Below are 21,736 nucleotides of genomic sequence, written 5' to 3' on the forward strand. Positions count from 1 at the left end.
AACGCCACCTTAGCTCAGTTGGTAGAGCACCCGTTTTGTAAACGGGATCGCGTCAGTTCAAATCTGACAGGTGGCTCCACACATATGCACTGGATCATTGGTATCAGTCTGCTCATTGCTTTTGAGGTCGTCGCAGACATCTTTGCGAAGGAATATTCGCTCAAACAAACCGCACTATTTTGGTCGCTTGCACTTGTTTCATATATGGTTGCCAATATATTTTGGCTGTCCGCGATTAATAATGGGTCAGGTCTTACACGCGGGGCGATCCTTTTTTCGGTCGGCTCAGCTGTTGCTGCGACATTGGTTGGGTTGGTGATGTATGGTGAAAAGCTCAATTCTGTACAGATCGCCGGCGTGATTGTCGGCATCGTTGCCATTGCACTTATTTCGTTTGGGGAGGAGATGTAGTGGGCGGGCGAGTGCTGCTACGTGCGGTGGGTGTTGCCGTAAAAAAGAGTATCTGCGGATTCTTCATACAAAAGTATGAGAAAAGTATGAAAAATCCGTGGGTACTCAAAAAGCCACGCCACCACCCTCACTGCCGATCAGCGATTTTCAAAAAGTTGTGTCGACCTCTTTTTCAGGCTAGAATTACCGAACAATGTCTGAAAGTGTAAAAACGTCCGTGAAAGAACAACAAAAAGGCCACCTCCATCCGCTCACCCAGGTGATTCGCGAGATCCAGACAATCTTCGCGGAGATTGGTTTTGATGTGGCGGTGGGGCCGGAGCTTGAGACTGAGTTCTACAACTTTGACGCACTCAATGTGCCGAAAGATCATCCGGCGCGCGACATGCAGGATACCTTTTGGCTGAAGCAGAAAAGTGCGAGCGGCGAGCGCTTGCTTTTGCGTACCCACGCGACCTCGGTGACGCTCCGCATGCTCGAGCAGCACAAAGACGACCTGGCGAAAGTTGCACCGCTGCGCCTTATCGCTCCGGGTAAGGTATTTCGCAACGAAGCTACCGATGTCACCCACGAAGCGCAATTCTTTCAGCTCGATGGCGTGATGGTGGACAAGCAGGTGTCGCTGGCTGATCTCAAAAACACGCTGACGTATTTCTTCAAGCGCCTGCTTGGCGAAGATGTCGAGCTACGCTTCCGTCCGAGCTTCTTTCCGTTCGTCGAGCCGGGCGTGGAGATCGATATTCGCTGGAAGGACAAGTGGCTCGAGGTGATGGGGGCGGGCCTCCTGCACCCGAATGTGTTGACCGCCGCCGGCATCGACCCGCAGCAATGGTCGGGCTTCGCTTTCGGCGGCGGCATCGACCGCCTCGTCATGCTCCGCTACGGTATCGACGATATCCGCGCACTGTACACGGCGGATTTGCGGCTTGTGAATCAGTTCTAGATATCGCACCCAGTATGGCTAAGGAAGGCCCTAAATAGGGGTCTTTTTGCTATTGACAAAATAGCCTAAAATGGTGTATAATATATCAAGTGCCGAATCTCGGTCTTTGACACGAAATTGCGAGTTTCGCCACAGCAAAGAGCGGCTTCAGTGTACGTCCGGCCAGCGGACACGACCACTGAGCCTTTCTCCGCTGTGGCGAACCGACTTCTTGTCGAGCGATCCCTTCCGTATTACAGATCCGTTTGGATCTGGTACGGTAGGACACTATTGATATGGGAAGACGCTGTAACCGCGCAAATACACATGAAGACATCGACCCAAAAGCAGCTGAACCAACTTCTGGCCCAGTTGCTGACTACCGTCAAGCCGGCCCAATTGAGTCACGAGCGCATCCAGGTTGCCATCAAGGATACCGACGGTCTCGCTGCTTGTTTCTGCGAGTTCGTGAACAACTACCCGGTCGCTACTCCGAAGGTGGTGCCTGCCGAACAATCTGCCACCCTCATCTCTGTCCGCAAAGGCATCCCCCTCGGCAACCACAAGGCCCGACCGATGTCGAAGTTGTTCCGGAACCGTGACGGCGTCATCTTCTACTACCGCGATGGCGATTTCGATAACTGGTTTGCCGAGAACTCTCCGGAGTGTTCAGCCGGCACTGCCGAACTCGTCGAGACTTCCTGTGTCATGAAGTTCAGGCAGATGACCCAATTGGCTACTGGTCTCGCTACCGAGTCCATTCCCGATCTCACCCGTGCCATCACCGCGAAGAAGCTCGACATCACTCCAGCCCAATGGGATGACGCCATCGCTGCTTCCCAGAAGGGCGAGGACGTCCTCCTCACCGATGGCCGAGCTAACTTCGCTTTCGCGAGAAGCGGGAAAAAGTTAAAGGATGAGAAAGGCAAGGAATACGACGAGGTGGTGATGCTCTACGCCGGCCGCGACGGCAGCGGCCGGTGGGTTGCCAACGTCTACAGGCTCTACAACGACGACGGGTGGAATGCCGGTGCTGGGCTGCTCCTTCGCAACTCGCCCTAGGACCCTCGGACACTTTGTCCCTTCGGTTCTTTCACGCTTCCCCTGGCACTACGGTGTTAGGGGATTCTTTTTTACATTTTTATCCTTCTTTTATATACTTATCATCAAGAATTTGCTGGCATGCTCGGCGCAAGCTTGGTGTGGCGAATTCTGCAACATTCAAAAAAAGAAATAGTTGGTGCCTCGCTCTGGCGAGAAATCGTCTCGGCATACAATTCAGCCCGGAGAGCATTCAATGGGCAGTGTCATGGATGGGGCGAGGTACAGATGCTCTACGCCAACCGCAACGACAACGGCCAGTGGAATGCCAACGTCAACAGGCTCGACAACGACAACGAGTGGAATGCCGGTAATAGGCTGCTCCTTCGCTATTCTTCCTTTTCTCCCGCTTACCGCGGGAGTTTTTGTTTCACGGAACAGATCCAGCCGTACAGCATCTGGCTCTCCGCGACCAACTTTTCATTGAGCACGATAAATTTCTTGTCCTCGATAATTTTCATTTCCCATCCGATATATAAAAAGAATTTTATAAGATCCAGGTGTTCTTGAGCCATGAGTATCCAGCGGATTTTTTCTTCCCCATGAGCGTAAGTGGCTCGATAAATCGATTTCAAGGCCTCGGTAAAGGAATCTTCTATCTTTGCTCCGATGCCCAGTCGAACAGGCTTCGGAAGATTACTGCTATAGGAAAACCACAGAAAATAACTCTCTTTTAGGTGTTGTAGCACTGGCAAAATTGTCGGGGGGGGTAGACTTTCTAGTATGCGCATTCAGTTGGTTCATGCCTACGAAGATATCACATCCCTCGAAAATCTGCTCCTTGCCTGGCGCGAATTTTCGAGGGATAAAAAACAGAAGAGAGACGTGCAGCTTTTCTCTCTTCAACTGATGGAAAATATCTTGAACCTTCGGGCAGAGTTGGTTGCCAAAACATACGTTCACTCTCCCTACAAGGCATTCGCTATTACCGACCCGAAGCCGCGCAGTATTCATAAGGCGTTGGTGCGAGATCGCTTGTTGCACCACGCTCTGTGTCGAAAACTCTACCCATTTTTTGATCGAACGTTTATCAGCGATTCGTATTCTTGTCGAATTATGAAAGGCGTTCATCTGGCATTAGACCAATTTCGGACTTTTGGAAGAAAAGTCTCACTCAACCATACTCGCACCTGCTGGGTGTTGAAATGCGATGTTCGGAAATTCTTCGCTTCCATCGATCATTTCATCCTTATTGATATACTAAAAAAGTATATTGCCGACCCGGATGTTGTCTGGTTGATCGAAAGAGTGGTCGATGGTTTTCAGAGTACTGCGCCAGGCAAGGGGCTGCCGCTCGGCAATCTCACCTCGCAGCTTCTGGTGAATATTTATATGAATGAATTTGATCAATTTGTGAAGCATCGACTCAAGGTAAAGTATTACATTCGATATGCGGATGATTTCGTCATCTTTCACGAACAGAAAAAAGTGCTTGAGCGCCAGTTGCGGGACATGTCTGATTTTTTGGAACATGAACTAAAGCTTTCGCTTCATCCAGGCAAGGTTTCAATCAAAACACTTGCGTCAGGTGTCGATTTTCTGGGTTGGGTGCATTTTCCGCACCACAGAGTTTTGCGTTCGGTGACAAAACGGAGGATGTTCAAGCGCCTGGCCGCAGCAGATTCATTGGCGACAGTTCGGTCGTACTTGGGACTGTTGAGCCATGGCAACACTTACTACCTGTGCGAAAAAGTCGCACAGTATGAGCGGAATATGCTAAAATGACCCCCAATGACCACCTCGTATAAAATCGACCTCGACCTCACGAAAGAACCGCCCCGCAGCCCGCGCGTACGGCTCGGACATTTTGTCATTTTGGCGCGTTGTATCGACAAGTGTCGTGCGACGCTCGCAGGGAAGGCCGGCGAATACGAGTTTGATTGCGAGCTCGACCGATCGCTCCTCGACTGGAAGGGGATTACTGGCGACCAGCTCAAAGCCTACATTGCTGAAGGACATTCCGACGACGAGATCGAAGCCTGGGTTCGCGCCAACGGTGGTTCAAAAAGCGACGCCGAGATCATGCAGTGGTCAGGGCGGGCGAGCATCAATGCCTACCTCGACAATCCGGAAAATCGCGAGTGGCTCGAGGAGCAGTTTGCCCGCCTCAATCTCCCGAAGGAGACCTCAGTCCTTTTTGACCACCTTGATGCGGATGATAAGGTAAGTTTTAAGAAATAATATGTCAATGAAAGTCTCCCACAACTGGCTCCAATGCTATTTCGAAAAGCCGCTTCCGACAGCGGAAAAGCTTGCTGAGCTGTTCACGTTCGGCGCTTTTGAGGTGGAGGGGATTGAGAAAGTGCTTGATGCGCAGGGAAAGCTCACCGACACCGTCATCGACGTAAAAGTCTTGCCCGACCGAGCTCATTACGCACTCTGTCATCGAGGGGCCTCGGGCGAAGTTTCTGCGCTTGCCGGCTTGGCGCGCAAGCCGCTCAACAGGCAGCCATTTGCCGAAACTTCGACTCGGAAAGTTGAGGTAAAGAATCTCGAGTCGAAGCTCTGCGCTCGATATGTCACCCGCTACGTCGAAAATATCACTGTCGGCAAGACGCCCGACTGGCCACGATTCTGGCTCGAAGCGATCGGCCAGCGCTCCATTAACACCGTCGTCGATGCGACCAACACGGTGATGTTCGACATGGGCCAGCCGCTCCACGCTTTTGATGCCGACAAAGTGAAGGGTCCGATCACGATTCGTCTTGCCAAGGCCAACGAAAAAATGACCACACTCGACGGCAGTGCCGGGGCGGGGAAGGAGATTGAATTGTCTCCGGAGATGCTCGTGATCGCCGATGATGCCGGTGTGCTGGCGGTGGCTGGAGTGAAAGGCGGTTCGCGAGCCGCTGTCACCAGCGAGACAAAGAACCTCATCCTCGAGGCAGCGTGTTTTGATCCTGTGTCCGTGCGCAAGACCAGCACCAAGATCGGCATCCGCAATGAATCTTCGAGACGTTTTGAAAATGAGATCACACCGCACCTCGCAGCCGACGCCATGTATTGGCTCACCGCGCTCATTTTGGAACAGTCAAAGAGTGCAAAAGTCGGACCGGTGACCGACATTCACGGTGAGCTTCCCGAGCTGGTCAAAATGGAGGTTTCGGTCGAACAGATCAATGCGATGTTTGGCGTTGCCATTCCTACAGGCATAGTCGTCGACTTGCTCAATCGGCTTGAACTCAACGCTGTGATTTCTGGCGGCGCGAAAGGCGTAAAAGGTGACACATTCACCCTCACCATCCCGTATGAACGTCTCGACTTGCGGATTCCTGCCGATATCGCCGAAGAAGTCGGCCGCCTCTACGGCTACGACAAGATTCCGTACACCGCGCCAGCGAAGCGTCCGCTCGCAACTGCCAACAAGACTTTTTATTATTGCGAAAAGATAAAGAATGTACTCATCGCCCAAGGCTTCTCTGAGGTGTACGGCTATGCTCTGGCCGCCAAGGGTGATTTTGAGGTGGCAAAGTCGCTGGCTGCTGATAAAGGCAAGCTTCGCACCAATCTCGCCGACGGCATGGCGAAGTCGCTTGAGATGAATGTTCGCAACGCCGACTTGCTTGGCCTCGAGACAGTTGCTATTTTCGAAATCGGCACTGTTTTTAGCGCCGCCGCTGAAACCACCTCTCTCGGCCTCGCCGCACAAATGGTGAAGAAAGTGAAAGGGAAGAAGAGCGAGGATGTTTTGAATAATGCGCTTGAGGCGATTGCTGGTGGGCTCAGTATCACGCTCCCTGCGGCCAAAGTCCAGGTGGCTGCTACTGGCGGTGCGCTGCTCGAGCTGAATCTCACCTCGCTCATCACGACACTCCCTGCGCCAGCCTCCTACACCGACCTCGGCTTTACTCGCGCTATCGACACTAAATACAAGCCGTTCTCAGCGTATCCGTTCATCACACGCGATATCGCACTGTTTGTTCCGGCTGGTACGGATGAGGCGGCTGTTCGCACCGCCATCGCCGACTTGCTCAAGAAGATCGCTGGTAACCTCGTGGTGAAAGGCCCTGACTGCTTCGATCGATTCGAAAAAGACGGCAAACTCTCGCTCGCGTACCGCATGATCTTCCAGTCATACGAAAAGACGCTCTCCGATGAAGAAGTGAACGCGCACATGACCGCGCTCCACGAAGCGGTGAAGGCGAATGGGTGGACGGTGCGGTAATTTTAGAACTTCTTCATTATTTCTTTACCGAAAATTAGGCATTTCTTGAACCTTTTTTAGTAGTTTCTCTATCGCTGGTTTTGTATATTTAGGGCAACATGTCCAAAGATATACCCAAGCAGGAAAATACGACCGGAAAGAGTTCGTTCAAAAACGTTCTTCTGAGAAAGTTGGTTCCACGAGAGAGAATGTTGTTGAAAAACATCGATGATGTTCTAAAAGGGAAGAGTCGAGTGGAAAGTATCGCTGTGGTCCCTAGTTTTGTCTCGGTTGACCAAAAGCCTCGTTCGCTCTCTTTAGTCACGATATTGCAAATAAGATTATTAAAGACCACGGAACATTTTTGCCAGAAAATTTGCTCATTAACGCGAATGATTGGCGGTATGTGATGCGGAATGTGAGGGGCAACCGAGACAAGATCAATCTCATCTACCCGACCACAGACGAGGGCTTTCTGAGAATTGCTGCCAATCGTGACAATGGCTTCTATATAGTGACCCACTACGAGAATATTGGAGGGAAGAGTCAAAAACTAAAAAACCTCCTTGAAAAAGGAGATTTTTTAGATAGGAATGGAAGGGCCCAAATGCCTTCATTTGCAACTTCTCCCGAAGGAGCTGCAAGCCAGCCGGTAGGCGCGATGCTTTCTGGCGTCAAACCCGAGGCTTCAAATATAGCAAATAATAAAGATGGAAGCAAGGGCACAAAAACCCTTGGAAAATAAGGCTATTTATCCACAGAAGACCACACTTTCGGGCGTTTTTTGGCTAGTTTTTGGCGCTCCGATTTGATATAATACATAGTACAAACAACAACATTATGGCTAAAGATCCAGAAGAGAAAAAGGCGGCCAAGGGAGCAAAAGAGGCTGAGTACGGGGCGGATTCTATTACCGTCCTCGAAGGGCTCGAACCGGTACGAAAGCGCCCGGGCATGTATATCGGCACTACTGGGCCGGACGGTTTTCACCATCTCATCACGGAAATCTTCGACAACTCTCGCGACGAAGCGATGGGTGGTTTTGCCAATGACATCGAAGTCGCCCTTCTGCCAGCGCCAAAAGGCAAGAACGGCGAAAAGCTCGGTCTCGAGCGTGTGCGCGTGGTAGACAACGGTCGAGGCATTCCGACCGGCATTCACAAGGCGACCAAAGTGTCGGCACTTGAAACCGTCATGACAGTGCTCCATGCCGGTGGTAAATTCGGCGGCGAAGGCGGCTACAAAGTCTCCGGCGGTCTGCACGGCGTGGGAGCTTCCGTGGTGAATGCGCTTTCCGTGATGTGCCGCGTGGAGGTACATCAGGATGGTGGCAAATTCATGCAGGAGTATTCGCAGGGCAAGAAAAAAGGCGCGGTGAAGAAGGTCGCGAGCTCAAAGCTCCACGGCACTATTGTCACTTTCCAGCCGGACCCGATCATCTTCGGCGAGCAGGCCTTCGATGTCAGCCGAATCATTGGCCACATGCGTCAGCAGGCGTACCTTGTACGCGGCTTGCGCATCTGCGTCATCGACGCCCGCAACCATCCGGATTCAGATGTTCTCGACGAAGCACTCGACTCCGCTTTCTATGTCCGTGAGCTTGGTCTCGACGCGCCATCCCAGACCTTCTATTTCGAAGGCGGCCTCATGTCGCTGGTGAAGTTTTCGAACCAGCTCCAGAAGCCGATTCATCGAAATGTATTTTATGTTGAAAAAGAAAAGCGCGCGGAAGGTGTGGAGTCGGTGGAAGTGGCATTGCAGTATGTCGACGATATCTCATCGCGCATTATGCCGTTTGCCAACAACATCTACAACGCCGAGGGCGGTACGCATATTACAGGTTTCAAGACTGCGCTCACCCGCTCGCTCAACACCTACGGCCGCAAGAACAATTTGATCAAAGAAAGCGAGGACAACTTCACTGGCGAAGACGTCATCGAAGGTCTCACTGCCGTGATCTCCGTGAAGATGCGAGAGATCCAATTTGAAGGCCAGACCAAGGGCAAATTGGGCAGCGTGGAGGCCCGCGGGGCCGTCGAAAGCGTGTTTGGCGAGGCGTTCGGTGCCTTCCTCGAGGAAAATCCTGATGATGCCCGATCGATCGTCCAGAAGGTGATTTTGGCCCTCAGAGCGCGAAAAGCCGCCAAGGCAGCCAAGGATTCCATTCTCCGTAAGGGTGCTTTGGATGGTATGACTCTTCCGGGCAAGCTCGCCGACTGTCAGAGTGGTACCAGTGCCGAAGACTCCGAAATCTTCATTGTGGAGGGAGATTCCGCGGGCGGTACGGCGAAGATGGGTCGCGACCGCCGTACTCAGGCGGTGTTGCCGTTGCGAGGCAAGATTTTGAACATCGAACGCGCACGTCTCGACCGCATGCTCGGCTCCGAGCAGATCAAAAATCTCGTCGTGGCCATGGGTACCGCGATCGGCGACACCTTTGATATCACCAAGCTCCGTTATCACAAGGTCATCATCGCCACTGATGCCGACGTGGACGGTGCACACATCCGCACACTCATTTTGACTTTGCTCTATCGATACTTCAAACCGTTGCTCGATGGTGGCTATATTTACATCGCTCAACCGCCGCTCTACAAGATCAAGAAAGGCAAGGAGATTTTCTACGCGTACAGCGATCAGGAAAAAGCGAAAGTGATCGGCAAGGAAAATGTCGAGGAATTGCAGTCGCTCGACGGCAACGACGAATCGCCTGAGGGGATTGCTGAGGCCGAGGCGGCGGAAGCTGCTGAGGTGGCTGCGAACGGCGGAAAGGCAGGTGCAGCGGGCGACAAACCAAAGGGCCCAAAGATCACCATCCAGCGATACAAGGGTCTCGGAGAAATGAACTCCGACGAGCTCTGGGAGACCACCATGGATCCTGCTCGACGTATTTTGAAGCAGGTGCGCATCGAAGACGCCTCCGAGGCGGACAAGGTGTTTGATATGTTGATGGGTACCGATGTGCCGGCACGAAAGTCGTTTATTCAGTCGAACGCGCGGTCGGCGAATATCGATATTTAGCAAGAGCACGCGAGGCCATTTCGAAGAACCTCTCGCAGCCACGACGGTGGCGAGAGGAGCCAAAATCTTAGCAAAGATTTATGGCGTGTTCTGAAAAATGGCCTCGCGTGCTCTTCCTGCTACCAATGTCGCACTCCGCGGATTTGACGAATTACGAGTATTTGTGGCAGTATTAAAAACAGGAGCTGTGGCGGACCATTTTATGGCGAGCAATGAACACGGCTTAGGTGCGGTATGCAAACAGTCTGTCGGCCCGATCGGTATCTGGGTTGAGACGGACACAAACGAAAGACAAATGTTATGACGACGCTTGTTGTCAAAAAGTCGAATACGAAAGGTGTGCCGAGTCTGGAAGAGGCATTGACATTCTTGAGTCGGCTCGCTGATTTGCAGCGAAGGTTGAAGGAAGGTTCGCTCAACCCTGGCCGTGTGAACAAGAGTCTCCAGTGGGTTTCGGAAGGGTGGGGGATTGTTGAGGGAGCAAAAGAGGTGACTGATCGATCAGTCTTACCTTCTGTTACTGACTGCACCCTCCACTCCGACATCCCGCTCGGCGAACATGAACCTCATCGGATAGCGGACCTCTTCATTGACGGCCGTGGTGTGAAATACGGTCACCGTGATGGTGATTTCGACCGCTGCTTCACTGCATACTCATCAAGGTGTCCCGGCGATACCGCCCGCACTGTCGCGACCCCCAGGGTCATGACGTCCAAGCAAATGGCGCAGTGGGTGACAGGGAACGCTACCGAGTCCATCCACGACCTCTCCCGAGCCATCGTCGCCCAGAACCTTGACATCAATCCAGCTCAGTGGAACGATCAGATCATTGCGACCCAGAACGGCAAAGACATCCTCCTCGTGAACGGCTACGCCAGCTTTGCCTTCGCACGGACTGGCAAGAAGCTTAAAGATGAAAATAAACAGAAATACGACGAGGTTGTCGTGCTCTGCGCCGACCGCAGCAGCGACGGCCAGTGGGTTGCTGGCGTCCACGGGCTCGACAACGACCGCAAGTGGCATACCGACGACAGGCTCCTCCTCCGCAACTCGCCCTAGGGCCCTTGGACACTTCGACTATTCGGACTTTAAGATCCTCGGTTCCCTCACGCTTCCCCTGGCACTACGGTGTTGGGGGATTCTTTTTGTATAGAAATGAGGGTTAAATCTGAGTTAACAAGATGTATACAAAAGAAAACCACTCATCGTTTTGAAGGACCTCTGCGCAGACCTGTAGAGGTCGAGCAGGAGGGAAAATCTCAGAAGAGATTTATCCCGTGTCCTGAAAAACGATGAGTGGTTTTCTTCTGCTTACCTGTTAGTTGCTCAAATTCACGTAAATCTTCCCCTTGATGATATTGTTCGTCTTGTTGGTTTCCTGCACGCTGCCGATTGGGTCGACGTTGATGATGAATTCGTTTTCGGCCTTCTTCAAAATACTGTCGAAGCCAAGAGTGAACTGCACACGGTCGCCAGGGTTCAAAGCCTGCTGCGTGTTGGACTGGAAGATGTAGCCGGGGAAGGTAGGGAGGACAGCGGCGAAGGTCCAATCGGATGCGCGCTTGCTGCCGAGGTTAACGATTTCAAATCGAATCGCGGCTCGTTGGTCGGGCTTCACTTCTTTGGCTGCGACGAAAGCGAGAGTCGTGGTGTTGATGTAACCGGTTTCCAAAATAGTCGCGGTCAAGTCGATGTTGCCGTTTGGGTTGCTCACGCCATTCTGTGCGATGCCGCCGGTGCCTGGGATCTGGACGACCTGTGAGCCGCCGAGATTGCTTGCACCACTCGGTACATTGGTGTTGACTGGTGTTTCCGCAATTGGCTGTACTGGAGGCTTGATGGCGTCTGCACTCGTCTCACCGGTGATGGTGATCGTCACGTTTGCGCGAGTCGAAGGAGAAGACTCTTCGTTGCGAGTGAAATAGACGGTGATAGGGAGGTTGACGGTCGCGCCCTTGGTCGAAAAGCCAATGAGTGCGAGAGAGTTGTCGTTGTTGAGGAAATGGAAAACAGTGTTACAGAAAATAATATCGTTGGAGCCACGGCCTACGGCTTCGAGGTGGACGCCGTCAACACAAGGGTAGCTGATGGTGTATGAGCCGCCGACAGAAGCAGTGTTTGAGGTCTCGAGTGCCCACTTGAGAGTAAAGGTGTCACCAGAGTCAATTGTGTAGACATCGCTCACTGCGACGAGCTTCTCTGCAGGGATGAAGACAGATGAAAGAGAGACGGCCGCTGCTGCGATACCGCGGATAATCGCCGGGGTCGCTTTCACGAGACCGAAGCTGATGACTGCCAAAATCGCGATGAGGCCAATGATCGACAAGCTCTTCATAGAAGACTCGTGGATCTGCTTGATCTTCGCGATTTTCGGGTGAATTTCCTTGTTTTCCATAGTGGGGGCATTATATATCATAGCTTGCTACTTGTCAAGTATCTCGATGTGCGCTAGAATGGTCGGGCTATGGCAAAAGAACAGATCTCTGTCGGCAAGCACTATCTCGCGATCAGCGTGGCTATTCTCTTTTTCTTCATTTTCGGCTCTATCTTGGGCGTTTTTGGCCTATTGCCGCACGATATCCAGCAGGCCGTACAGCCGAATCCGATCGCTATCAACAGCCTATTTTCATTTTCGACAAGTACTACTTTGAGTACGTCCCCGATCACTTCTGTGCCTGTCGAGGCAGCACTGGTGACAAAAGAGGAGCCGGCGGTCCAGTACGACCGTGGTGTCGTGAAAGAGACGCCGCTGCATGTGTCGATCCCCAAAATTGGTGTGAGTGTGGTGGTGAAAAATCCGACGAGCACCAATGTAGCCGTCCTCGACTCGGCGCTCATGGAGGGCGCAGTGCGGTATCCGACCTCGGGCCTGCTTGGTGAGTCGAAAAATGTCTTTTTGATGGGTCACAGCGCGTATTCGCGAGTGATCAAGAATCGTGCGTACCATACCTTCGATGGCGTAGAGAAATTGGTAGAAGGGGACGAGGTGTATGTCGACAGCACCGACGCGCGCTATGTCTACAAAGTCGTGCGCGTCTCCTTCCTGAAAGATTCCGAAGCGTACATCGATCTCGAGAGTGATGTCCGCATGCTCACCCTCGCGACCTGCAACGCTTTTGGTACAAAGGACGATCGAGTGGTGGTGCAGGCGCGATTTATCAAGAAAATGGCACTTCCGCCGCTAGACTAGACAAGATATAGTATTCGTGGTAGGATACTGAAATACGAAATATTGTGATGAAACCAACGGCTATCAATCATATGAATACTCTCCGAACACCCCGCACCCTTTTTAGCGCTTTTCTCGTGGCTATGCTGGCCATCCTCGTTTTTTCAGCTTCGCCAACAAAAGCGCAGGCCTTCGGGTTCGATAATGTGGTTGATTTTTTCAATCCATCCGGCTTTGGTGTGCCGACCTTTCCAGATCCAATCGATATTTTTGTAAACATCCCAATGGACCCAGTCGTCGAGACCAAGGGTTCAAGCGACATTACCCATGAGTCTGCACATATTCACGGCTACGTGAACCCAAACGGTTCTCCTGAGACGTGGTCATTTTTCGAATGGGGCCCAACTGCTGGTCTTGGTTTTACCACCGGTACCTTGGCGATACCTGTGCCTTCTGATACTGATTTTACTTTGGTGAATCTTACTCCAAGCACCACTTACTACTACCGAACCGTCGGCAAGAATTCTATTTTTACTGAACGCGGACCAATCAACAGCTTCACCACGCTCGCGGCGCCTGTCGTCGTGCCTGCTGGCGGTCCGACACCGCTCGTTCTCGGCTCTTGTGCTTCTGCTCCCGCATCACCACTCACCGGCAATACTGTCACTTGGTCTATGAGTGCAGCTCCGACTGGTGGCACTGGCGCGTACACCTATGCATGGACCGGCACCGACGGCCTCACTGGCACTGGCGCGACGGCTTCTATGGTCTACTCGATCGTCGGCTCAAAAGCCGCATCGGTCACTGTCACTTCTGGTGCACAGACACTCACCGTCGCTTGTGCGGCAACGACTGTGGCCAACAACCCAAGCCCAGTTGCTTTGACCGCGACTATCGCCGCGAATCCTTCGAGCACCGGTATCGGCGGCACTATTTCATGGACCGTCACTCCAGCTGGCGGCGTCGGCGGCTACGTCTATTCATGGTCCGGTACCGACAGCTTGTCCGGCACCACTCAGACCGTTTCTCATACCTACTACACTCCAGGCACTGTTACTGGTACGGTGATCGTCACCTCCGGTGCGCAGACCGTGACGGTGAGTACGACTGCGACTATCACTAGTACTCCAGTCACCACTGGCGGCGGGGGAGGCGGATGTAGCGGCGGTTGCGGCGGTGGTGCGAATCCTCCAACAGTCGTCTTGTCTGATACCCGACAGGTGCCGTCCTCGACCCTTGCTTCCGCTGCTTTTGTATACTTGAATCAGGTGCCATATACTGGCATCGAGGACTACATTGCCTCTATCCTCTTCTTGCTTGGCCTCGTCGCCGTATCTTTTGGCGGTTCGTGGTATTTCGTGTTTCGGAAGGCAAACTAATTCTCGATCGCGTCACAAAAGGACTATCTCCGGTCTTTTAGGTGTTGTGCATTAAACTGAATCGCATCGAGGAAGTCGTCCCGATGTGCTTCTCTTAGCTGGTCTGCGGTAATATTTTTTTCGGCAATAATCTTCTCGGCAATAGCAAGAGAGTGTCCATACACGTCGGCTAATTTTTGTTGCCCGACAGACGCTGCATACTCTCCGTACGCCTTGAGTTGGAGACGAATTTCCTCCAAAATCTTCACCTGAGCCGGATGTTCTGCCAGAGCCTTCCGATCCTTTTTTGTCCACGCCTTGATCATGCTGAACAAGGTCGGACGATCTACTGCGACTACGACATGCGGAACAAGACTCTTTTCGCCCTTGAAGTTGCCGGCGTCTGTGGCGAAGTATTTTATTTTTGTAAGCTCCCCCGCATCGATCGATCCTTTGATATCCTTAAACTTATCGCCAAAGCGTCCGCTTACCGTGACGTCCATGGCGAGCGCTAGGTGGGAAGTGGCGGTCTCACTCTCTTCAATTTCTACGATGCAGTCTACGCCGTTCACAAAGTCGTCATAGTCTGCGGGTTGAATTGTCGTAGCATTTTCTCCAAGCCAATTACTTTGCTCGATCTGCTCGAACAGAATCGCCTCGAAAATCTTTCCAAGATGCTGTGCTTCTCGCTCTGCCGCTGTCATGTTTCTATTCGCTACCTCGAATTGCTTTTTCAGGTACTCTACGTGTGCTTGATCTTTTTCCCAATCTCGGTAGTTGGGGAAATCCCGGAGCTGAATAGGCGAAGATAGTACTTTCAGGGCTTGTTGATACGCCAATTCAATCTCTCGCGGACTCATCAACTCTTCACCGTCGAATCTTTCAAATTGACTCATATATTTTTGTGCGTTAGGCTTTCCTCTTAATCTCCTCCGCCAATTTCTTCACAACATCGGCGGTTTTCATCTGACCGAGATTGCCTTTGTCGCGGCTTTCGATCGTCACGGCGCCTGCGGCAAGGTCCTTGTCGCCGATGATGATGAAATACGGCACGCGCTCAGTCTTGGCTTGACGCACCTTTTTACCGAAACCTTCATTGCCCAGCGCGAGGTCGGAACGGATGCCTGCAGCTACGAGCGCTGCGTGTGTTTCGGCTGCTGCGGCATGGTGCCCATCGCCGATCGGGATCACTTTCACCTGTGTTGGCGAAAGCCAAAGAGGGAAGCTGCCGGCGAAGTGTTCGATGAGTACGGAGAGATATCGTTCGATCGAGCCCATGATCGCGGCATGGATCATCACGATCTGTTCGCGCTCACCTTTTTCGTTGGTACATTCGAGTTCAAAACGCTCCGGCATGTTCATGTCGAGCTGGATCGTGGCCACCTGCCACTCGCGTCCCAGAGAATCTTTGGCCATGAAGTCCACCTTTGGTCCGTAGAAAGCGGCTTCCCCGAGTGCTTCGTATGCAGTTGCACCTTTTTGCTTCACGAGGTCGCGTAGTTCGTTTTCCGTCTTTGCCCATGTTGCTGCGGTGCCGAGATATTTCTCCATCTGTTTCGGGTCGTGGAGGGACAGGCGAGGCGTGAGTACGAAGCCGACCGCTCCGTAGAAGGTCTGAATGATATCCCAAATATTGCCCATTTCCTGCTTCACTTGCGAGCCTTGGCAGAACACGTGTGCGTCGTCCTGAGTGATGCAACGCACGCGAGAGAGGCCAGAAAGTTCACCGGATTGTTCATCGCGGTACACTTTCGTTGTCGAGGCGTATCGCTGAGGGAGCTCGCGATAGCTCCAGGATTTGCGGGCGTAGATCTGGGTATGATGCGGACAGTTCATCGGCTTCATCACAAATTCATGGTGCTCACGAGTGTCTATTTTGAACAGCTCATCTTTGAATTTTGCCCAATGGCCGCTTTTTTCATACAAATCTTTTTTAGTGATGTGTGGAATATCGACACGCTCGTAACCATATTTGCTGCGGAGTTCCCAGACGAAATTGTCGAGTGTGTCGCGGAGCATCGTACCTTTTGGTGTCCAAAGAGGCAGGCCGGCGCCGACAAGATCGGAAAAAGTGAAAAGGTCGAGCTCCTTGCCAAGCTTCTTGTGGTCACGCTTCTTCGCTTCCTCGAGCATGGTTTCGTAGTGATCAAGGGCTTCTTTGGTATCAAAAGCGTAGCCATAGATACGGGTGAGCATAGTGTTCTTCTCGCTCCCTCGCCAATAGGCGCCGGCGAGGTGTGTGAGTCGGAAGCTATTTACCGGAATTTCTTTCGACGGATCTTCCGCATGGCCGCCGCGACAGAGGTCGGTGAACACGTATTTGCCGTGTTCGTCATCATTGCCGCTCTCGCCGCCGATGGCATCCTTCGGGCCGCAGGTATAGAGGGTGATCTTTTCTTTCTTGGCGACAATCTCCTCGATGAGCTCGAGTTTGTACGGATTATTGGCAAACACTTTTCGTGCGTCGGCGGGGGAGACTTCGATATGGGTGAAGGCTTCCCAATGTCCGAGGATTTCGCGCATCTTTTTTTCGATCTTCGGCAGATCTTTTTCGGAGACGACAGACTTGTCCTTATGGATGAGTGTCGCTGGCGCTCCCTCACCGGCATTCGCCTTCGCGTGTTCTGGAATCTTTCCAAACTCGAAGTCGTAATAGAATCCGTTGTCGACTGCGGGGCCAATGGTGTTTTTGGTACCCGGGTAGAGCTGCTCCACTGCCGCGGCGAGCAGGTGGGCGATCGTGTGGCGCTTGTGTTCGAGGGAGGTTTTCATAAAGAAATGATTAAGTGGTTAAACGATGACGCGGAACGGAAAACGCCCGAGCAAATGAACGAAAAAATCATTCATTTGCTCGGGCGGGGAAACTGGCTTATACGCCGTGCGTTTTCCTCGTGGTTCCACCGGGCTTCCTGCGCTTTACTTGCGTTTGCACAGGCACTCTGGCTTTTGGGCCGACAGATTAGGGCTGCATGCCTTGCTTTTGGGCAATTGCGGTTGGTAGCCGCAACAATCTCTATGGGTGAAAGTATACTACACCCATTCGTTGTTGGCAAAATCAATGAAAAAAGAGGGCACCCTTGCGAGTGTCCCTCCCGTCTTTGTCCGTACTCGACGGACTCAGACTCCTTCATGGCTCGCGGCAAGCGCGAAGCGTCGCTGTCTTCCGGTCAAAAGGAAGGTGGCGACACCCTCTGAGCTGACCATGGCCTCTGCAAAGAGAGACCCAGGCATGAAGTGTGCCTTGCGGTTGCTTGATGCCCTTCGCTAGCTACTATAAGATATTTTGGGCTGTTTAGTCAACTACTTTTGATGCTGACAAATAAAAACCGCGCCGGAGATGTCTCCGGCGCGGTGCGTTGTTTTTGGTGCGGCTGACCTCGGGTCAGCCTTTGGTCGGAACCTCGATCAGGGTTCGAATCGAAGCGAGGTCTGTAAGGATGTTTCCACCCCTGGTGACGTGTAGCGTGATCACCTTATGGCTATTGATGATCGTCGTATGGTCTCTTCCGCCAAGGAAGGCTCCGATTTCTGTCCAGTGCATTTTCAGATCTTCCCTGAGCAGGTAGGCGGCGATGTGACGAGCCCAGGCGATCGTAGCTTTCCCCCTCCCCTCGGCTCTTATCTTCTCTGGGGTTGTTCCGTAAGCCTTACTGACTACCGCGAGGATCTTTTCCATCCTCTCTATCGGCAACAGGACTTCTGCTTTTTGGATTATCGCCCGAGGGATGTTCGTCTCCATTTCGACAGACTCGACTTCTTCGGGGCCAAGAGGTTTGGTTGCTTCTTCGTGAGCCTGCCATGTGGCTAGTGCAGGTAGGTCGGCCAGGCTATTGAGGGGCATTTGTTCGCCGACGAGCTTGTCGAATTCGTCGACTCGACTCACTGCGGCCATGATCTGTTCATCTCTCGCCTCAATTCCAACTTCTCGGAGCGCCTTTATTGTCTCGGCGATCCTAAAGCGAATCCTTTCTCTGCTGACGCCGTATCGCTGGCCGAGGTCCTCCAAGGTCACGCCTTCCGATGTGCCGTCGAGACCATAGTAGGCTATGAAAGACTCTCGATCTCGTATCGACAAAGGGAGTTGGTCGAGTGCTGTAAACAGCCGCTGAATTGAAGCTTGCGCTTCTTCTCGCGACTCCTTCATCTCCAGAAACATGTCCGGAGGAACGGCGCTTTCGTTTTTGAGAATGTCGCCAAACACTATTTCCCTTCCGCCTCTTGCAGAATTACCCACGACACTTTCAAGTGAGGCGATCGCCGAGGTGCCGGCGCTGACAAGTTTCTGGACGTGTTTCGGAGCTAGGCCGGACTTCTCCGCGATCTCCTCGATGGTTGGGGTGCGGTGCAGTTCCGCGGTCAATGCCTCGATCGCTTTCCATACTTTTACTCTACCGTCCACCACATGTTGCGGTAGTCTGATCATCGGAGCTGTCTCCGTGGTGACTCTCGTTATGTAGTTCCGTATCCACCACGTAGCATAGGTAGAGAAGTGGTTGCCGCGACGGTAGTCGAATTTCTCGACGGCCCTCATTAGGCCGATATTGCCGGCTTGCACGAGATCGTCGAAGTCGACCCCTCGTCCTTGGTAGTGCGAGGCAATCTTGAGAACAAGTCTCATGTTGTGGCAGACCATGATTTCAAAGGCACCTTGGTCTTTCTCCTCCTGGAATTTTCGAGCGAATTCCAGCATCTCCTGATGGGGGATGAGCGGGTAAGATTCAACGGCTCTGTAGTAGGAGTTTCGTTCATCTTTGACGCCCTTGATCGGGACAGCCTCTTCGTCACCATCCATTTCAGACTCTTCGACCTCATCCAAGACAGCACCGTCGGGTTCCTGGTCTATCTCCTCTTCTCTCTCCAGCTCAGCGTTTTCTGTGGGAAGGTTGCCAAATTCCTCGTTTTTTCCGTGCGTCGGTCGGAGAACCATATCATTCGAACGGGTTTTCCGTTTTTTGACTGGCATGTCGCCGCTAATGTCTGCCGGCAGTTTCAAGCCTAGCTTTGAGAGCAGTGAGTCGGGATTTTGTCCCTCATGGATGTGGGTGTGCACATGTTGGTGCACGTGGGTGTGGGTTACTGAGACTTCCACCTTGATATCGGCGCTCTTGAGGATCTCAATGAGTGCCGCGAAGGCCTGTGTGAATTTATCCCGATTCCTAAGGAAGGCAACCGGGAATAAGGAAGCGATTTCGGAAGGCGAGATTGAACCTCGCTGAGAAGCCTCACGAAGCGTCTGCTGTGCTCCGGAGCTGAATTGACAATCTTGCAAAGTGCCACCCCTCAAGAAAGGGGACACGGTTTCGTTGGGTGTTGCCATATGTTCAATTGGTAAAGGTCGCTGTTGTACTTTTTTCAAATTACCACAATAATTTTATATTGTCTAATATTTGACATGCATTGCCATAATGTGCTAAAAAGTGAGCAGAGCTTTTTGTAAATTTCAGCCACATCATCAGAAGCTCCAACCAGAAAGGAACCCTCTATGTTCTCGCCGTTCGAGTATCAGGCGGAGTGTTGCGGAAAGATTTCCGAAGCACGCGCTGCGGGGGCCAACAAAGCTCTCGTGGTAATGGCAAGCGGTCTCGGTAAGACTGTAACCTCGGCATTCGATGTCCAAAAATGGTTTGCCGATCAGGGACGCGGTCGCTTGTTATATCTCTGTCATCAAAACGAGATTCTTCATCAGGCGAGTGCGACATTTCAAAGTGTCCTCGGTCCAGACTATCGCTTCGGTCTCTTCAATGGTCATGAAAAGAGGATTCATCAGGCAGACTGTGTCTTTGCATCGCTTCGGACAGTTCTAAAGCATGGCAGGGATGTGTTCAGGCCCAATGAGTTCGATTACGTAGTCGTCGATGAGAGCCATCATACTCCTGCGCCGACCTATCTCAGTGCTGTCCAGTTCTTCACGCCAAAATTTCTCTTGGGTCTGACAGCAACGCCAGATCGCCGTGACGGATTAAGTATTCGAAGTGTCTATGGTAACGAGGTCTATTACCTCCCTTTGGAAGAGGCGCTTAGCAGAGGCTTGCTCACCCCGGTCGATTATCGACTTGTGACGGATGATATTTCTGTCGGAGACGTAAAGACCAGGGACGGATTGACTGTCGACGATCTCGACGAGCAGGTATTCGTTCCCAAACAGGATAGGGAAGTCGCTTCCGTCATTCTTCGTCACGCGAAGGAACTTACGGAACCGAGGACGATCGTCTTTGCAAACTCGATAGCCCACGCCGACAGGATCTCCAAACTGCTGCCTGAAAGCGTAACCATCCACTCGAAGGTGTCTGCCAAGGAACGAATGGTGCGTCTCGAGCTCTTCCGTCTTGGTTTGGTTCAGACTGTGGTCACTGTCGACTGCTTCAACGAGGGTGTCGATATTCCACAGGCAAATCTGATCGTCTTCTTGCGCTCGACGGCATCGCTCACGATTTTCTTCCAGCAACTGGGAAGGGGACTTCGCCGCTACGAGGGCAAGGAAAAAGTCAGGGTGCTTGATTTCGTCGGCAACTGCAAACGGATCATGATGCTCAAGGAATTATCAGATGTCACTCAAAGACGTGAGAGGACCCGGCTGTCTAAGCCGTTGGGTCCGCGATCGGTCAAGGACATTGCAGGTGTCGAAAAGACGAACTTCGGTGGTCTCGGGATCTCCTTCGACGAGAAGACTCTCGAGGTTCTCGATATCGTGAAGCGTGTCCGTCCAAACCGGATCTCGGACAACGAACTCTTATTCAACGAATATTCGCCTCGCAACGCGTTGGCCGCATCCCATCTCTCTGCCAAGACCTGGCGAGAAGTGTGGTGGGTCTGCGATGTCTGCAAACACGAATACAAGATGAGCGCAGCATTGCGTCTGTCTGGTAAGAGTTGCCCCGCCTGTGCAGACCGAGTCACGGAAGACAATAGTTTGCTGGTGTTGCAGCCGGCACTTGCTAGAGAGTATTCCATAAAGAACCCACTTGCTTCCTGGCAGATAAAGGCAACTTCGCCGGAAGTATTCTGGTGGCAGTGTCGGACCTGCCAGTTTGAATGGCGGGGCAGAGCCCGTAGTCGTGTGCATCGTGGTGATGGTTGCCCTGCTTGCGCAGGACAAATGCCGCAATACCAGAACAATCTGGCACTGAAGTTTCCTGAGATCGCTGCCGAATATTCCGACGTCAACATGTTGTCGCCTGAACACGTCGGTTGTCACAGTCGTCCGCTTCGGTGGTGGATCTGTGGATCTTGCGGGAAAAGCTGGCAGACAAGTGCTGACATGCGAACACGGTACGGCCTAAGGTGTGCAAACTGTGTGCCTAAGATCGTCTCGGTTGGTCAAGGTCAAAAACCTTCAGCACCGCAAACAAACATCATCATCGAACATCCTCATTTGGCAGAAGAGTATGCCTCTCGCAACCGTATTCCGGTCGAAGAAGCTTTGGTAAGATCGCCAGATCCGTTGTGGTGGCTTTGTTTTGATTGCGGCCGCTACTGGCAAGCCAGTGTCCGACAACGCCTCGAAGGTGCTCGCTGCGTCCTTTGTCATCCGACCACCTCTGTTGAGGTGGAAGTAATCGTGTAACTCCAACCCCTTGCGGCTTCGTGCCGCAAGGGGTTCTTTATTGCCA

The 21,736-nt window shown here is 52.4% G+C and carries 15 protein-coding genes and 1 tRNA gene; 12 read left to right on the top strand and 4 right to left on the bottom strand.

Annotation, left to right across the window (positions count from 1 at the left end; translation table 11 throughout):
* Window positions 1-3: 3 nt before the first annotated feature.
* From AAB391_00005 to AAB391_00045, 9 genes are all read left to right on the top strand, one after another.
* Window positions 4-79: transfer RNA gene (locus AAB391_00005), tRNA-Thr, on the top strand.
* 549 nt (window positions 80-628) lie between these two features.
* Window positions 629-1,354, top strand: a complete 726-nt coding sequence (gene pheS, locus AAB391_00010) for a phenylalanine--tRNA ligase subunit alpha (GenBank protein ID MEK7644695.1) — start codon at window positions 629-631, stop codon at window positions 1,352-1,354.
* Window positions 1,355-1,660: 306 nt separating this feature from the next.
* The gene (locus AAB391_00015; GenBank protein ID MEK7644696.1) at window positions 1,661-2,395 is read left to right on the top strand and encodes a hypothetical protein; all 735 of its coding nucleotides are present in this window, start codon (window positions 1,661-1,663) and stop codon (window positions 2,393-2,395) included.
* 762 nt (window positions 2,396-3,157) lie between these two features.
* Window positions 3,158-4,159 (top strand): reverse transcriptase/maturase family protein, encoded by a 1,002-nt coding sequence (locus AAB391_00020; GenBank protein ID MEK7644697.1) that lies wholly within the window; start codon window positions 3,158-3,160, stop codon window positions 4,157-4,159.
* 6 nt (window positions 4,160-4,165) lie between these two features.
* A complete protein-coding gene (locus tag AAB391_00025; GenBank protein MEK7644698.1) occupies window positions 4,166-4,615 on the top strand; it encodes a DUF5069 domain-containing protein in 450 nt (149 codons plus the stop codon).
* Between the two features lie 7 nt (window positions 4,616-4,622).
* Window positions 4,623-6,599, top strand: a complete 1,977-nt coding sequence (locus AAB391_00030; GenBank protein MEK7644699.1) for a phenylalanine--tRNA ligase subunit beta — start codon at window positions 4,623-4,625, stop codon at window positions 6,597-6,599.
* 397 nt (window positions 6,600-6,996) lie between these two features.
* On the top strand, window positions 6,997-7,323 hold the full coding sequence (locus AAB391_00035) for a hypothetical protein (protein MEK7644700.1): 327 nt from the start codon (window positions 6,997-6,999) through the stop codon (window positions 7,321-7,323).
* A gap of 95 nt (window positions 7,324-7,418) precedes the next feature.
* Complete coding sequence (locus AAB391_00040; protein MEK7644701.1) at window positions 7,419-9,599, top strand: DNA gyrase subunit B; 2,181 nt, start codon at window positions 7,419-7,421, stop codon at window positions 9,597-9,599.
* 300 nt (window positions 9,600-9,899) lie between these two features.
* Window positions 9,900-10,658 carry a hypothetical protein gene (locus AAB391_00045; GenBank protein ID MEK7644702.1) on the top strand — a complete coding sequence of 253 codons (759 nt, stop codon included), beginning with the start codon at window positions 9,900-9,902 and terminating at the stop codon, window positions 10,656-10,658.
* A 259-nt stretch (window positions 10,659-10,917) separates the two neighbouring features.
* Here AAB391_00045 and AAB391_00050 read toward each other — a convergent pair whose 3' ends face one another.
* Window positions 10,918-11,994, bottom strand: coding sequence for a hypothetical protein (locus AAB391_00050; protein ID MEK7644703.1), 1,077 nt, complete (start codon window positions 11,992-11,994; stop codon window positions 10,918-10,920).
* Window positions 11,995-12,063: 69 nt separating this feature from the next.
* Here AAB391_00050 and AAB391_00055 point away from each other — a divergent pair, with 69 nt between their 5' ends.
* Together AAB391_00055 and AAB391_00060 are read left to right on the top strand one after the other, a co-directional pair.
* Window positions 12,064-12,789, top strand: a complete 726-nt coding sequence (locus AAB391_00055) for a class E sortase (GenBank protein MEK7644704.1) — start codon at window positions 12,064-12,066, stop codon at window positions 12,787-12,789.
* A gap of 71 nt (window positions 12,790-12,860) precedes the next feature.
* Window positions 12,861-14,147, top strand: a complete 1,287-nt coding sequence (locus AAB391_00060; protein MEK7644705.1) for a hypothetical protein — start codon at window positions 12,861-12,863, stop codon at window positions 14,145-14,147.
* Window positions 14,148-14,170: 23 nt separating this feature from the next.
* On the opposite strand, the gene AAB391_00065 is transcribed toward AAB391_00060, so the two are convergent.
* The 3 genes from AAB391_00065 to AAB391_00075 form a co-directional block, all read right to left on the bottom strand.
* Window positions 14,171-15,022, bottom strand: coding sequence for a hypothetical protein (locus AAB391_00065; protein MEK7644706.1), 852 nt, complete (start codon window positions 15,020-15,022; stop codon window positions 14,171-14,173).
* 13 nt (window positions 15,023-15,035) lie between these two features.
* Complete coding sequence (gene thrS / locus AAB391_00070) at window positions 15,036-16,898, bottom strand: threonine--tRNA ligase (protein MEK7644707.1); 1,863 nt, start codon at window positions 16,896-16,898, stop codon at window positions 15,036-15,038.
* 610 nt (window positions 16,899-17,508) lie between these two features.
* On the bottom strand, window positions 17,509-19,443 hold the full coding sequence (locus AAB391_00075) for a sigma-70 family RNA polymerase sigma factor (protein MEK7644708.1): 1,935 nt from the start codon (window positions 19,441-19,443) through the stop codon (window positions 17,509-17,511).
* Between the two features lie 165 nt (window positions 19,444-19,608).
* Here AAB391_00075 and AAB391_00080 point away from each other — a divergent pair, with 165 nt between their 5' ends.
* A complete protein-coding gene (locus AAB391_00080) occupies window positions 19,609-21,690 on the top strand; it encodes a zinc-ribbon domain-containing protein (GenBank protein ID MEK7644709.1) in 2,082 nt (693 codons plus the stop codon).
* Window positions 21,691-21,736 lie beyond the last annotated feature (46 nt).

Source organism: Patescibacteria group bacterium (genome assembly GCA_038065315.1).
GTDB lineage: Bacteria > Patescibacteriota > Minisyncoccia > Phycocordibacterales > JBBTRF01 > JBBTRF01.

Excerpts from the sequence above, each read along its gene's own strand:
- AAB391_00020 (MEK7644697.1), top strand. The coding sequence starts at position 3,158 with ATGCGCATTCAGTTGGTTCATGCCTACGAAGATATCACATCCCTCGAA.
- AAB391_00045 (MEK7644702.1), top strand. The coding sequence starts at position 9,900 with ATGACGACGCTTGTTGTCAAAAAGTCGAATACGAAAGGTGTGCCGAGT.
- AAB391_00075 (MEK7644708.1), bottom strand. The coding sequence starts at position 19,443 with ATGGCAACACCCAACGAAACCGTGTCCCCTTTCTTGAGGGGTGGCACT.
- AAB391_00065 (MEK7644706.1), bottom strand. The coding sequence starts at position 15,022 with ATGAGTCAATTTGAAAGATTCGACGGTGAAGAGTTGATGAGTCCGCGA.
- AAB391_00080 (MEK7644709.1), top strand. The coding sequence starts at position 19,609 with ATGTTCTCGCCGTTCGAGTATCAGGCGGAGTGTTGCGGAAAGATTTCC.
- AAB391_00060 (MEK7644705.1), top strand. The coding sequence starts at position 12,861 with ATGAATACTCTCCGAACACCCCGCACCCTTTTTAGCGCTTTTCTCGTG.
- AAB391_00015 (MEK7644696.1), top strand. The coding sequence starts at position 1,661 with ATGAAGACATCGACCCAAAAGCAGCTGAACCAACTTCTGGCCCAGTTG.
- AAB391_00030 (MEK7644699.1), top strand. The coding sequence starts at position 4,623 with ATGAAAGTCTCCCACAACTGGCTCCAATGCTATTTCGAAAAGCCGCTT.
- AAB391_00025 (MEK7644698.1), top strand. The coding sequence starts at position 4,166 with ATGACCACCTCGTATAAAATCGACCTCGACCTCACGAAAGAACCGCCC.
- AAB391_00040 (MEK7644701.1), top strand. The coding sequence starts at position 7,419 with ATGGCTAAAGATCCAGAAGAGAAAAAGGCGGCCAAGGGAGCAAAAGAG.
- thrS (MEK7644707.1), bottom strand. The coding sequence starts at position 16,898 with ATGAAAACCTCCCTCGAACACAAGCGCCACACGATCGCCCACCTGCTC.
- AAB391_00055 (MEK7644704.1), top strand. The coding sequence starts at position 12,064 with ATGGCAAAAGAACAGATCTCTGTCGGCAAGCACTATCTCGCGATCAGC.
- AAB391_00050 (MEK7644703.1), bottom strand. The coding sequence starts at position 11,994 with ATGGAAAACAAGGAAATTCACCCGAAAATCGCGAAGATCAAGCAGATC.